At 43.6% G+C, this 13202-nt stretch carries 14 protein-coding genes and 1 tRNA gene; 4 read left to right on the top strand and 11 right to left on the bottom strand.

The features are described from left to right. Positions 1 to 17: 17 nt before the first annotated feature. The 4 genes from ACZ5NL_RS08635 to ACZ5NL_RS08620 are packed head-to-tail and all read right to left on the bottom strand — an operon-like array spanning position 18 to position 4633. Positions 18 to 2834, bottom strand: a complete 2817-nt coding sequence (locus ACZ5NL_RS08635) for an RtcB family protein (protein WP_464841891.1) — start codon at positions 2832 to 2834, stop codon at positions 18 to 20. A gap of 48 nt (positions 2835 to 2882) precedes the next feature. Beyond that, positions 2883 to 3287 carry a methyltransferase RsmF C-terminal domain-like protein gene (locus tag ACZ5NL_RS08630; protein WP_464841890.1) on the bottom strand — a complete coding sequence of 135 codons (405 nt, stop codon included), beginning with the start codon at positions 3285 to 3287 and terminating at the stop codon, positions 2883 to 2885. After that, positions 3284 to 4198 carry a tRNA (cytosine(49)-C(5))-methyltransferase gene (locus ACZ5NL_RS08625; RefSeq protein WP_464841888.1) on the bottom strand — a complete coding sequence of 305 codons (915 nt, stop codon included), beginning with the start codon at positions 4196 to 4198 and terminating at the stop codon, positions 3284 to 3286. Before ACZ5NL_RS08625 ends, ACZ5NL_RS08630 begins: the two co-directional genes overlap by 4 nt. A 9-nt stretch (positions 4199 to 4207) precedes the next feature. Next, positions 4208 to 4633, bottom strand: coding sequence for an archease (locus ACZ5NL_RS08620; protein ID WP_464841887.1), 426 nt, complete (start codon positions 4631 to 4633; stop codon positions 4208 to 4210). Positions 4634 to 4690: 57 nt separating this feature from the next. On the opposite strand from ACZ5NL_RS08620, the gene panB reads away from it, so the two are divergent. Together panB and ACZ5NL_RS08610 are read left to right on the top strand one after the other, a co-directional pair. Next, positions 4691 to 5563: a 3-methyl-2-oxobutanoate hydroxymethyltransferase gene (gene panB / locus ACZ5NL_RS08615; protein ID WP_464841886.1), complete on the top strand. Its 873-nt coding sequence runs from the start codon at positions 4691 to 4693 to the stop codon at positions 5561 to 5563. Next, positions 5550 to 6608 (top strand): pyridoxal phosphate-dependent aminotransferase, encoded by a 1059-nt coding sequence (locus ACZ5NL_RS08610; RefSeq protein ID WP_464841884.1) that lies wholly within the window; start codon positions 5550 to 5552, stop codon positions 6606 to 6608. The genes panB and ACZ5NL_RS08610 overlap by 14 nt, the downstream gene beginning before the upstream one ends. Here ACZ5NL_RS08610 and ACZ5NL_RS08605 read toward each other — a convergent pair. From ACZ5NL_RS08605 to ACZ5NL_RS08580, 6 genes are all read right to left on the bottom strand, one after another. Further along, on the bottom strand, positions 6594 to 7439 hold the full coding sequence (locus ACZ5NL_RS08605) for a DMT family transporter (protein ID WP_464841883.1): 846 nt from the start codon (positions 7437 to 7439) through the stop codon (positions 6594 to 6596). The genes ACZ5NL_RS08610 and ACZ5NL_RS08605 overlap by 15 nt on opposite strands. Continuing rightward, positions 7423 to 7761, bottom strand: coding sequence for a PqqD family protein (locus tag ACZ5NL_RS08600; protein ID WP_464843432.1), 339 nt, complete (start codon positions 7759 to 7761; stop codon positions 7423 to 7425). The genes ACZ5NL_RS08605 and ACZ5NL_RS08600 overlap by 17 nt, the downstream gene beginning before the upstream one ends. A gap of 47 nt (positions 7762 to 7808) precedes the next feature. Continuing rightward, positions 7809 to 7896: transfer RNA gene (locus ACZ5NL_RS08595), tRNA-Ser, on the bottom strand. A 17-nt stretch (positions 7897 to 7913) separates the two neighbouring features. Further along, complete coding sequence (gene rpsJ, locus ACZ5NL_RS08590; RefSeq protein WP_004068568.1) at positions 7914 to 8222, bottom strand: 30S ribosomal protein S10; 309 nt, start codon at positions 8220 to 8222, stop codon at positions 7914 to 7916. A 67-nt stretch (positions 8223 to 8289) separates the two neighbouring features. Continuing rightward, the gene (gene tuf, locus ACZ5NL_RS08585) at positions 8290 to 9576 is read right to left on the bottom strand and encodes a translation elongation factor EF-1 subunit alpha (RefSeq protein WP_464841881.1); all 1287 of its coding nucleotides are present in this window, start codon (positions 9574 to 9576) and stop codon (positions 8290 to 8292) included. Positions 9577 to 9854: 278 nt separating this feature from the next. Beyond that, positions 9855 to 10427, bottom strand: a complete 573-nt coding sequence (locus ACZ5NL_RS08580; protein WP_464841880.1) for a hypothetical protein — start codon at positions 10425 to 10427, stop codon at positions 9855 to 9857. 188 nt (positions 10428 to 10615) lie between these two features. On the opposite strand from ACZ5NL_RS08580, the gene ACZ5NL_RS08575 reads away from it, so the two are divergent. Beyond that, entirely contained in the window at positions 10616 to 11209 is a 594-nt protein-coding gene (locus ACZ5NL_RS08575) for an ATPase (protein WP_464841879.1), read from the top strand. Here ACZ5NL_RS08575 and ACZ5NL_RS08570 read toward each other — a convergent pair. Continuing rightward, positions 11206 to 12351 carry an alanine--glyoxylate aminotransferase family protein gene (locus ACZ5NL_RS08570; RefSeq protein ID WP_464841877.1) on the bottom strand — a complete coding sequence of 382 codons (1146 nt, stop codon included), beginning with the start codon at positions 12349 to 12351 and terminating at the stop codon, positions 11206 to 11208. The two genes, ACZ5NL_RS08575 and ACZ5NL_RS08570, sit on opposite strands and share 4 nt — an antisense overlap. 147 nt (positions 12352 to 12498) lie before the next feature. On the opposite strand from ACZ5NL_RS08570, the gene ACZ5NL_RS08565 reads away from it, so the two are divergent. Next, a complete protein-coding gene (locus ACZ5NL_RS08565) occupies positions 12499 to 13041 on the top strand; it encodes a 50S ribosomal protein L16 (RefSeq protein ID WP_004067179.1) in 543 nt (180 codons plus the stop codon). The last annotated feature ends 161 nt before the right edge of the window (positions 13042 to 13202 follow it).

Below are 13202 nucleotides of genomic sequence, written 5' to 3'. Positions count from 1 at the left end.
AAATAGAAAAGACCAAGCTATCCCTTGGCAACCCCGATAGGTCTCATCCTTGCCACTAGATTTGCTATTCCAGCTTCATGCACGACGTTAACAACGTTATCGACGTTCTTGTAGGCTCCTGGAGCTTCCTCCGCCACGACCCTCATGCTCGCTGCCCTGATGTATATTCCTCTCTGCATAAGCTCGTTCCTAAGCTTATCTCCTCTAAATTGTCTTGTAGCTGCATGTCTGCTCAAAACCCTACCCGCACCGTGGCATGTGCTACCAAACGTTTCCTTCATTGACCCCTCAGCTCCAGCAAGCACGTAGCTTGCCGTACCCATTGAGCCGGGAATTAGGACGGGTTGTCCCACGTTGCGGTAGGCTCTTGGCACGGCTTCGTGTCCAGCTGGGAATGCTCTTGTGGCACCTTTTCTGTGAACTACAACTTTGACTTTCCTTCCATCGACTTCATGCTCTTCAACTTTTGCTATATTGTGGGCAACATCGTAAACTATGCTCATTCCTAAATCTTCCGCCTTTTGCCTGAATACTTCTTCAAAGCTCTCCCTCACCCAGTGGGTAATCATCTGCCTGTTGGCCCATGCGAAGTTTGCTGCAGCCTTCATTGCGCTGAAGTATCTTTGACCTTCTTCTGTTTGGAATGGAACGCTCACGAGTTCTCTGTCTGGCCATGGCACGTTGTATTTTCTATTCGCTTTCTCCATTATTCTAAGGTAATCGCTCGCCACTTGGTGCCCAAGACCTCTTGATCCTGTGTGCACCATTACTACTACCTGCCCTTCAAATAAGCCGTAAACTTTTGCTATTTCCTCATCAAAGACTTTATCTACAACTTGTACCTCCAAGAAGTGGTTCCCTGATCCGAGAGATCCCAATTGTGGGGCTCCTCTTTGTTTTGCTTTTTGGCTTACTGCGTTTGGATCCGCCCCTTCCATTCTGCCGTTCTCTTCTAAATGTTCTAAATCTTCCTTCCATCCATAGCCATTGTCCACGGCCCACTTTGCGCCATCTGCAAGAACATCATCCAACTGTGTCCAGTGAAGCCTAATCCTTCCTTTGCTTCCAAGTCCGCTTGGCACGTTCTTAAATAGAGTATCGACGAGCTGTTTGATTTTTGGTCTAACCTCTTTCTCCGTTAGATTCGTTCTGATTAAGCGGACGCCGCAGTTGTGAACGACGACGCCGTTGGCTATGAAGTTGTGGGCCTCGTGGTAGACGCCGACATCATAAAGTTTTTGTGAATCACTTTTTACCCTCTTGACTTCAATTACAGGATCAAGGACGAAACCACCTTTAAGTCCATGGGTTTTGATAAAACTTTCGAATTCTGGTAAAAGTTCTCTCATTTTTCTGTTTCTCTGAACCAAGTTGTTCTCTGAGATGCTCCCTCCTATCACAATTTTTCTTCTCAGGTACTCTGAGAAAATTAATGCGTAAGATTTCTGAGCTGTGTATTCGTAGCCGATCTTAGAGAGGAAGTTGTACATCTCCTTCGTATTAGAGTATATCACAAGCCTGTACATTACCCGGTTGTTGTACTCTTTAACCTTTCTTACGTGAGAAGTTACCTCGAACTCTTCCAGTAGCTCTTTAATGGAATTAAGGAACCTTATGAGACTTTCTTCACATTTTTTGGTCTTAACTGCAGTTAAGGATATTGAGTTTGGCGTGTACTTGTGATCGACCGACAGCAATCTTGGCTTGCTACCGTCTGCACCAAAAAGCCCTGCCAGGAAGTTCCGCTTAACCCACTTGGGCGCTTTTTTGATCCACTCTGGAACGTCAAAGTCAACCTCAGTTTTCTTGCCAACTGGGGCACCCAGCTTAATGAGAAGCTTTGAAAAGGCTTTGGATGTAACTTTTATTGAGTACTCTGTTCCCTTAGTCTCAAACTCTCCCCAAGCAGTCTTGACGTTCTCCTTTCTGGTTCTCTTGTAGACTCTGGAGGCCCTGATGTTAAAGTAGAACTCAAGGTCCTTCCTAAGAGCCTTCAGCCCTCCCTCATCTCCATAAAAGACGGTGATTATTCTTTCCCTTCCGTTCTTCTCACGATAAATGTTAAAGGATCCGTCTCCTATAAAGTACCCCAGTATCCTTGCCAAAATTCCAATTCTTGGATCGTCCATCCTCAATGGGAGCAGTCCTCTCTCTTTCAAGTACTTTACTAGTTGTCTGTCTTCATTTTTGAAATCTTCTGGAGTTAATAATGTCCTTGATTCAGGTTCTTCATACTCTACTCCCTCGAAAGGATATACCACAACCAAATCACCTGGCTTTAAGTCTTCTGCCCTTACGTACCCGTTCTCCGTAAGTATTGGGTGGTCTCCGGAGGCCTTAAGAACTCTTCCACTTGCAAGCTTTATTTCATATATTTCCTCATCACTATCCCTTTCGGCAACCAGCATGATCCTTGAGTAGTCGTTATGGCCCTCTTTTGTGTCGTAAACTTTTAATGGTATTCTTTTGAAAACTTTTGGAAGATCCTTCACTCGAATCCTGAATCCCAAATCACTTATGACCTCTGTCTTCTCGTGAAGACAGTTCACATCGTATCCCACGCCTCCGGGGCTTATAACGCCTTCTTTCACGTCAAAAGCCGCCACTCCACCTATTGGGAAGCCATAACCTTGATGGCCATCGGGCATTACTATTGAATATTTATAAATCCCTGGAAGCATGGCCACATTTGCGGCCTGTTCGAGGGTTCTATCTTGTCTCATTTTTTGGATTAGTGCATCGTCTGCATAAACTCTCCCCGGCACTCTCATCCTTTTATCGAACTTCGGTATCTCCCACCTAATCTTATCTATTCTCTTTAATGGGATCTGCACTCTTCTCACCCCCAACTTAAATAGCTCTCAAAATTTTAAAAGATTGCGTTATTTGAGGTTTATTCTTCTTTCTTTTGGCACGTAGTTTTTAATTATACCGTCTTTTGCTTTTCCACAACCGAGGTAGTACAAGCCCCATTTTAGTATTACCCATCCTCTCATTTCAGTTGGGGCTTTCAAGTCTTCTCCACTCAGCCAAAGCTTGGCATCTTCTTCACTAACTTCAACGACGTTTTTCGTGGCTTTTGGACCAACTAAAAAGCTCCCCTCTATAGTTAGTCTTATTCCATCGCTTTCAATTTTTCCAAAATAAATCCCCCTGTCTGTGTGAGTCTTTGGATTAAACCCGCAGGGCTTATAGGCATAAACCCTTCTGCTCCTTTTTACTTCAAAAATCAGATCTGGAGCGTACCCATACTGCTTCATTAGTATTTCCTTAACTTTTTTGCTCATGGTTTCCTTATCTTCGCTATGAAGAACGCTTCCGTGTTGTTGTCCTGTGGATGAATGCGGAGACATTTTTTCACCTCCTCAGAATACTTCTTCCCTTCAAACTCCAAAATAGGGGGCGTTGACTTTAGAGGCAAGTTGATCTTCTCAAGTCTGGCGTCGGTTTTAGAGAGTAGGTAATCAACGACTTCTTCGTTTTCGAGAGGGTCTATAGTGCATGTTGAATACACCAAAACTCCACCGGGCTTTAGAGCTTTGTAAGCGGAGATTATCAGCTTTTTTTGAATGTTGGAGTATCTTATAACCTTCTTCATGCTCCAATCCGTTAAGAATTTGAAGCTTTTTCTTATCATCCCTACACTTGAGCAAGGTGCATCGAGGAGTATTCTATCAAAGGTATTTTCAAATCGCGAAAAGTACGTGCCGTCTTTGACAGTAACCCTTGCGTTAAGCACTCCAAATCGGTTTAGATTTGCTATTAAAACATTAGCACGCCATTTTTTCAGATCATTAGCTATTATGCATCCTTCGTTCTTCATATACTGTGCTATTTGTGTCGTTTTGGCTCCCGGAGCAGCCGCCATGTCAAGGATAAGCTCTCCAGGCTTGGGATCTAGAACGACGGGTGGTATCATTGAGGAGGCCTCTTGGGGAAAGACCAGTCCAAGGGCGTACTCTATCATGTCTCCGAATTCTCTGGTGTTAATAAAGAAGCCCTCCTTCACCCAAGGGATAGGCTCAAGCTTGTATCTCTCTTCCAACCTTGTCTTAACGTACTCTAGGGGAGCTTTGAGGGTGTTAATTCTTATACTCTGCCTCAAGGGTGCCATCATAAGCTTCCAGAATTCCTCCCCATCATCAAGCTTTTGATACCTCTCATAGAATGCTCTGTTTATCTTGGCAACTTCTTCCATGCAACCACCTCATATATCCGGGACAAGCTGTGCCATCCATTCTCCACTGGGGAGCTGTTTTATCTCCATATCGTGGTAGGTTATAGCTTTGACTTCTTCTTTTGGCTCATGCTTTTCGCTTAGCTTTTCTCCATAGGCTTTTGCTTTGAGTTTGTATCCCCCTTCGGTTTTTTCTATCTTGACCTCAAAATCCCTAAACACCAGTCCCTCCGTGTCATGGAGAATGAGGAGTTCTTCAAGGAAGTTGTAAAGCAAGGAGTATAAATCTTCCCCCTCAACTTCGATTTCTCTTACTTCTTTTTTCTCAACTTTCTCGACATTAACCATCACATCAAAAAGAGCAATTGCGACGGCTTCAAAGGCCTCTTCCAGAGTCTCTCCATACCCCCTTATCCCAATGTCGGCAGTGTGCTCATAGTGCTCCCACCTTTTCATTTTCTCACCCGATAGGTTAATATTTCCCCAAGTTTATTAGGCTTTAGGGAGATTGCCATGAGAGAGATAACACCAAAGAAGATTATGGAAATGAAGGGGAAGGAAAAGATTACGATGGTAACTGCATACGACTACCCATCAGCGCTTCTAGCGGATAAAGCCAAAATTGACATTATTTTTGTTGGGGATTCATTGGGAATGGTGGTCTATGGGGATCAGAACACCTTAAATGTAACCATGGAACAAATGGTGTATCACACTAGGGCAGTTGCAAAGGCCGTTAAAAGAGGATTGGTTCTCGCTGATATGCCCTTTATGAGCTATGAAGTTAGTTTGGAGGAAGGGATGAAAAATGCCGCTCGGTTAATTCAGGCAGGAGCAGATGCGGTGAAGATTGAAGGCGGTTACGATCACAGAAAACTCGTGAAGAAGCTCGTTAGGGCTGGCATACCTGTTATGGGACATACCGGCTTAACTCCTCAAAGGTACCTTCGTTTGGGAGGTTACCATATAACGGGAGAGAGCGAAGAGGAAATTGAGGAAATACTTAGGGATGCAAAGGCACTAGAAAAAGCGGGTGCTTTTGCAGTTGTTTTGGAGTTCGTTCTGGCGGATGTAGCTAAGCTGGTAACTGAAGAAGTCAAAATACCAACAATAGGAATCGGCTCTGGCCCTTATGTAGATGGCCAGGTTCTGGTATGGCACGATCTTCTCGGTATTTATGAGCACGTGCCTCCATTTGTAAAGAAATACGCAGATTTGAGGAGTATAATTCAGCTGGCACTTGAAAATTATAGAGAGGAAGTGAAAGAGGGTAAGTTCCCAAGCGGTGAACACTATTGGGAGTTCCTTGATAAGGATGACTTTGAGAAAAAGAGGAGAAAAGTCATAGAACGCCTATTGGGGGAAACATTTGATGAAGGAGTTTAAAGTCCGCAGAGAACTCTTTGCCCTTGAAGTGCCTGGGGGATATGCGGATAAGATTGGACGTGGAGAAAGCTTTCTTGACTGCTCCCTCGGCACAAATCCATTTGGAACCTCCGAAAGGGTAAAGGAAAGGTTGAAAAACTTAGAGATAGATCTCTCTGCTTATCCAGATGTGAGGTATACCCACCTTAGAAATGCCCTTGCGGAGTACTGGAATATCGATGAAGAGAGTATTTTCTTTGGTTATGGGACTATCGGATGCTTTGAAAAGGTGAACAAATTTGTCATAAACCATGGCTCTAAGGTGCTTGGAATTTCTCCGCAGTATACAAGGTATATAAGCGACGTACTTGCCATGGGAGGTTCCTATGAGTCGGTTTCTCTAAAAAAGGAAAACAAGTTTAAAATCGATGTCAGTGAAGTCGTGAATGCCCTCAATTCAGATTATTCTCTTCTTTACCTTGACAATCCCCACAATCCCACGGGACAGGTGTTGGGGCTCAAAGAAGTCGAGGAAATTGTTGAGGATGCAGAGAGAAAGGGTGTTCTTGTCTTGGTGGATGAAGCCTATGGAGATTTTGTTGAAAAAGAAGAATCAGCAATAAACCTTGAGTATGATAATCTCATTGTCCTGCGCTCTTTTTCAAAAGGCTTTGGACTGGCATCTATGCGGGTAGGATATGCTGTTATAAAAAACCGAAAGCTTGGGGAGCTTTATAGAAGGGTTGATTTACCGTTTCCGATAAGTAAAATTGGGGAGATTCTGGCAGTCGAAGCACTTAGAGATCAAAAATTTCTAAAGGAGAGCAGGGAAAAGATAGAGATCATAAAAAAGAAAATTATCAGAGCCCTTGAGAGACAATTCCAAATAGCTGAAACCCATATGCAGACCCCGATACTGCTCTTGTGGGGAGAGGGAGATACCTACCACTATTTTCTTAAAAAGAAGGTATTAACCGTTAGAGGTTCCGTATTCAGATCTTTGGATGATTCTTACGTGAGGCTCAGGATTCCAAAAAATGCCGAGGAGTTATTAAGCCGTCTTTAGCTCGCTTTTAATCCTGCTGACCATAAAGGTTCCAATGGTTATGAGTATAAACCCTGACAGATGATACAGTGTAAACGCTTCCCCGAGGAGGATTGCGGCCCCTATTGCCACTGCAGGAGCGGGCGTTATTATTGCCGTTGCCTTTGAGAGGTTTATTCTTTTTATTGCTAGGTACCATATCACCTGACCAAATGAGAGTATTATCCCCTCTGCTATGGCAAGCTTTGAAAACTCAAGGTCAGAAGAGAGAGCAAGTAGAAAGAGCAACAGCCCTCCAAAGGTGTTCCTAAAAGCTGCTATAAGGAAGGGGTTGTATGGGAGTTTTTTTGCTATTACATGTCCGCTCTGCCAGAAAAGGGGGACTAACAGGAGAAGTAAATCTCCTTTTCTTGGTATTAGCGTCTTTCCTTGTGTTATCACCAAAAACAAGCCAGTAAGAATTAAAAATGACCAGAAGACTTGGTGTTTAGTTATTTTCTCCCTTAGGAAAATGTATGCAAGAACAAACGAGAAAAGCACCTCCGCTCTTGTTATAAGAGAAGCATTTATTGCAGTGCTTAGCCGAGCACCATAGGAGTAGGCTATATAGGCTAAAGCAGTTCCGAACACTCCTACCAAAAAGGCTCTTGGGACATACTGCGGATTTTCTTTCACTTCTCTCCAGCTGGATGTGAGTAAAACGATTGGCCAGAGGATTAAAGAGGCTATTAGAGCAGAAAATGCCGCAAAGCTTAGTGGGTTGGCGGGATTTGCTTTGATTACCACAGGCTCTATACCATAAAGAAACATGCCGAGAAGAGCCAAAAGAGTTCCTTCAGTCTCTTTGTTCATCCCATCCACCCAAGAGGATGAGATTTCTCTTGTACAGCTCAAGGATAAAAGTGACAAGTCTTTCGTATAGTGGTTCAGCCTTTTCTCCAAATTTTTCTCTCACTTTCTTCCCTATTTGTTCTATTGTCCTTGTGCCGTCGCAAAGTTCCCATACAAAAACCCCTATCTCATCAAGTTCTATTCTCCTGTAGTCACCATGGAGCTTTCTTGCGAGAAAATCCAGTTTGGATGTCATGGGAATTAAAAGATAGTACTTCCCTTCAATCTTCTTTAGTTCGATTCCCTCATTTCTCTTGGGGATAAGCGTGAGATAGTTCTCCATATCTCTATTCACCAACGGAGATGAGAAGAAGAGGTTTATAAGGGTGTTGGCGCCGGGGCAGGGATTTGAACCCTGGCGGGCTTAACGCCCACGGACTCTCCAGGCCCGCGCCTTCCCAGGCTAGGCTACCCCGGCGCTAAAAATAATGAGAATCATGAGATGAGCTCAATCTCGATTGTCACGTCTTCAGGAACACGAATCCTCATGATCTGCCTCATAGCTCTCTCATCAGCTTCAATGTCTATGAGCCTTTTGTGAACCCTAAGTTCGAACCTATCAAAAGTTGCACTTCCTTCCCCATCTGGACTCTTTCTTGTGGTTATCCTTATCCTTTTAGTTGGAAGTGGAATGGGGCCGCTCATTCTGACTCCTGTCCTCTCTGCAATCTGCTTGATTTGATCTGTAACCTCATTAAGAGCACTTATGTTTGTGCTCGCAAGTTTAATTCTTGCTTTTTGCATTTTTGCCACCTCTCTAAGTTCTAATGGGAAAAGTAATAATTTTAAAGGAAAAGGCTAGAGAAGGGCTTCACTCGCCCTTCTGGATGGATATGACCATACCAGCGGCGACTGTTTGACCCATGTCTCTGATAGCGAATCTACCGAGTTGTGGTATCTCCTTAACTGGTTCGATGACCATTGGCTTGGTTGGCCTGAGAATTACGATAGCTGAGTCACCGGTCTTGATGAATTGCGGGTTCTCCTCAACGATGTTACCGGTTCTTGGGTCAAGCTTGGCCAAGAGTTGCTCGAATCTAACTGCGACCTGGGTTGTGTGAGCGTGGAGAACTGGTGTGTAACCGATTGTGATTGCTGTTGGGTGGTTGAGAACGATAATTTGGGCCTTGAATGTGTCCTTTGGTCTGACAACTGTTGGTGGGTTGGTTGTGTGACCAGCGACGTCACCTCTCTTTATGTCGTTCTTACCGACACCTCTGACGTTGAAACCAATGTTGTCACCTGGAAGAGCCTCTTCAAGTGGCTCGTGGTGCATTTCAATGCTCTTGACTTCACCTTGTATGGGCTTGTGGAAGATTGTTGATGCTGGCTCGAAGATGACTACATCTCCAACCCTAAGTCTTCCGGTTTCAACTCTACCAACTGGAACTGTACCGACACCCTTAATTGAGTAAACGTCTTGGATTGGGATTCTAAGTGGCTTGTCAACTGGCTTCTCTGGCTCTGGAATCTGGTCAAGGGCCTCTATGAGTGTTGGGCCGTTGTACCAGGGCATCTTGTCGCTCTTCTTAACTACGTTGTCACCTTCCCAAGCGCTGATTGGGATAACTGGGAAGTTCTTGTAACCGAGCATTTGCAAGAGCTTTGTGACCTGTGTTGCAACCTCTTTGAACCTCTTTTCGTCGTAGTTGACCATGTCCATTTTGTTGACTGCAACGATTATGTGGTTGATACCGAGTGTTCTTGCAAGGAATGCGTGCTCCTTTGTCTGTGGCATGACACCATCTGTGGCTGCAACGACGAGAACTGCAGCGTCAGCTTGGCTTGCACCGGTAATCATGTTCTTAACGAAGTCTCTGTGACCTGGAGCGTCGATAATGGTGATGTATCTGTGTGGGGTCTCGAACTTGGTATGGGCAACGTCGATTGTAATACCTCTTTCTCTCTCTTCCTTGAGTCTGTCCATAACCCAAGCGAACTTGAATGACTTACCCTTTTCACCCATTTCCTCGAACTTCTTGATGATCTGCTCTGGAATGTTGGCTGTGTCGAAGAGCAATCTTCCGATTGTTGTACTCTTTCCGTGGTCTACGTGTCCGATAAACACTATATTAACGTGTGGCTTCTCCTTTGCCATCTTAACACACCTCCAAAGTTATGCCTAAGTCTATTCATCAAAGTGGGTTTTTAAAGCTTTCTCTAAACCTCAGCTCTCTCACGCGGGAAACCCGCATTCTTTTGAGAGAGCCTCATGAGTTCATGGTGGGATAAAAATTAGGGTTTAAAAAATTAACTAAAATTGGACAGTGAGTTCTTAGGTATCAAAGGCAAATTTCCAAAAGAATAGCGTCTATTGGAGTATATCTACACAAAATCCACGAAACCTAACGGGATGTACCTCCCAGGACCCCAAATCTACTTTTTGATTTCAAACCAGTCCTCTCCCTTCAGCATTTTTTCTTTCCAGTAGGGAAGTGTTATCTTTGAGTATTCCAAATTTGGATCGTATACAACTACAACTTTATATCTGCCCTCCCATGGAAAATACCAGTCTCTTACCCCGTCTTGCTTGGGATTTACACCCCAAGAGAACCGATAGTTACGAAGGATTTCATCTCCAGGATGAAGAACTTTAAGGTTCTCGTCTGTTGGGGACAAAATAGAGGGTCTTGGCCCAGTGTACTTAATTTGAGTCCCATTTTCAAAATAAATCTCTATACGTAAGCTTACCCATCGTATTGGTGGGATAACTCTAACTTCATTGCTCCCGGTGTTTTTCAGAGTAACAGTTATGTTGAAGTTTTTGCTTGAAGTTAGGACTTTTGGAGAAACAACTACAGAAAGCGAGAGATTTCCCTTAGAAATTGGAGTTGTACGTGGTTCTGTCTCTTTATACCATTGTCTCCCTTTTAATTTTCCAGGGATGTCGAACACCACGAGAGAAAAAATGAGAATAACAAGAAGGAAGAGCACCATACGTTTTTTCATAACTTGTTCACCATAATTACGTTCGTTGTAAAAACTTAAAACTTTTTAGACTTCAAATTAGAGCAGCGAAGAGACTCTTTGCCTCCCCTGTAGGGAGACCTTTTACGCCTCATTTTATCCCCCTAATAAGGGTTTGCAACCATATAGTTAATAACATCAAAACCCAAATGTCTTTTGGTGACAAAGAAATGGGCGTCTATATCTTCACACCGGAGGATCTTTTGAGATACGAAACCATAACCAAACACCAGCTGGAAGTGATTAAAGAGTCCATATTAAAGAAAGAAGACATTCTCGTCGTTGGGACAAGTAGGGCCGGTAAAACAAAGCTGATCGAGGCGATGATTCATCTCATTCCAGAAGAATGGAAAATAGCCGTTGTTACTGCCTATGGAGAGTTTAAGCCTTTCAAGAAGAACATCCATGTGATAGACACCGAGTTTAATGAGAAAAGCACCAAACACAGGACTAAGGAGGTTATAGAGGAGATTAAGAAGCTCAATCCCGACTACGTTGTTATAGACACTCTTCATACAATTGACATCCCATACCTACTGGATAAAATAATCGATGATTATCCATTTATAATTTCCTCGCTTGTTATCTCAAGGGACTTAATTGAGGAAATAAAACATTGGCTTAGAATAGACGACAAAACCCTTGCAAGGTTTGAGCTGGTTATTGAGCTTTACAGGGATATAAAGAGCGGCCTTAGAAGGGTGAACGCAATTTACAGGGTTGTAGAAAAAGAAGGAAAAGTGGAGCTTGAGAAGATCGCCTAAGCTTTTGCTTTCAGCTCTTCTATTACTTCTTTCAAATTTTGGAGCATCTCTTGGATGTCTTCGAAGGTAATGTATCCCATGTTGCCGATTCTGAAGGTCTTCTCCTTTATCCCTTCACCGTATCCTTTGGCAAGCTCGAAGCCCCTCTGCCTCATGGCTTCATAAACCTGGTCACCTTTTATCCCTGGCGGAGTGAGCACGGCAGTTATGGTTGGGCTCTCGTAGCCGGGTTCAGCTAGGATATCAAGCCCAATTTCTCTCACTCCGTTTCTTATCATCTCGCTCCTCTTCCTGTACATATCAAGCCACTTCTCTTTCCCGCCCATCTTTTCAATTATTCTAAGCACAACGTTTAGGCCAAACTCTTGGGGCATTGCCGGGGTTGAAGGTGGCCCCTGCTTCTCGTTTTGGACTTTAATGTACCTTGGAATGTCAAAATACCAACCCCTTTCTTCCATTTTATGAGCTATTTCAATGAATTCCTCGCTGAAAGCTCCAATGGCTAACCCTGGAGGAACTCCAAAGGCCTTTTGGGAGCTTCCAAAGACTACATCGATTCCCCATTTGGTGAACTTGATATCTGCTCCACCCATTGCACTCACAGCATCCACGAAAACGAGCTTATCGTGCTCTTTTGCCACTTTGGCCAATTCAGGAAGTGGATTTAGAACACCAGTTGAGGTTTCATTGTATGTTATTGTCACAGCTTCGACATCGGGATTCTTCTTTAACGCTTCATCAAGGTCTTCTGGCTTTACTGCTTTTCCGGGCTCATATTCAAGGGTCACCGCTTTTCTTCCATTGGTCTCTACAACTTGTTTGTATCTTTTTCCAAAAGCCCCGATTATTGTCACAAGAACTTTTCCGCCTTTGGAAACACCGTTCCTTATGCTTGCCTCCATCACTCCAGTACCGGAGCTTGGGAATAAAAGTACTTCTCCTTTTTCAACTTCAAGGAACTTCTTGAGCCTTTCAACGGTATCGACGTGCATCTGCTTATACTCCTTTGCCCTGTGGCTGAACATCTGAACCTTCATTATCTCAAGAACTTCCGGGAAACAGGCGACGGGACCAGCTGTAAAGAGCTTGTATTTTGGCTTTACTATCTCATAAACTTCTTTATATGCTTCTTCAAACTGCATAGCACCACCCAATTGAATGATACCTCATTGATTATAAAAACCTTTATATACCAACCACCAAAAAGCTTTCAAGTCGAAAATCCAAAACTTTTATAAGTTAAGCAAAGTGCTTACCTTTAGATTACGCTCATTTGGGAGGTGAGAGGTATGGCTTTGAGACCAGCCAAGATTGACAGGTACGTTGATAAGCCCGCTTATACGAGGAGGGAATACATTAGAGGTGCTCCTGGACCGAGGATTACCATATTCGATATGGGGAACCCCGCTGGAGACTTTGAGTTTGAAGTCAGCCTTCACACAGCCGAACCAGTCCAGATCAGACAAAACGCCCTCGAAGCTGCTAGAACCCAGCTCAACAGATTCCTTACTAAGAATGTTGGTAGAAGCAACTTCCACTACAAAATTAGAGTTTACCCATTCCAAGTGCTTAGAGAAAACCCAATGGCTACCGGAAGAAAAGCTGACCGTTACGGAAATGGTATGAGAAGGCCCTTTGGAAAGCCAATAGGACTGGCTGCAAGACTTAAGAAAGATCAAAAGATCCTCACAGTTAGGGTTAACAGGCAGCACCTGAAGTTTGCAATTGCAGCAATGAAGAGAGCAAGCATGAAGTTCCCATGCAAGTGCTACTACAGAATCTACGACAAGGAAGGAAACGATGTAACAACTAAAGTCCTTTCAACACTCTGATTTTTTGGTATTTTTCACCATACATTTTTCTCTGCAAGGTCTGGTAAACATTTCTTGTCTCTACTCTGGCGTTCTCGAGGGGTTTCTATTCCGATCTGAGAGTATAGAAAATTGGACAAATTATCCAATAAATTTATATACCCTAGTGTTCTTAGTGTTGT

Source organism: Thermococcus aegaeus (assembly GCF_055393685.1).
This window is presented reverse-complemented; position numbering and strand designations above follow the sequence as displayed.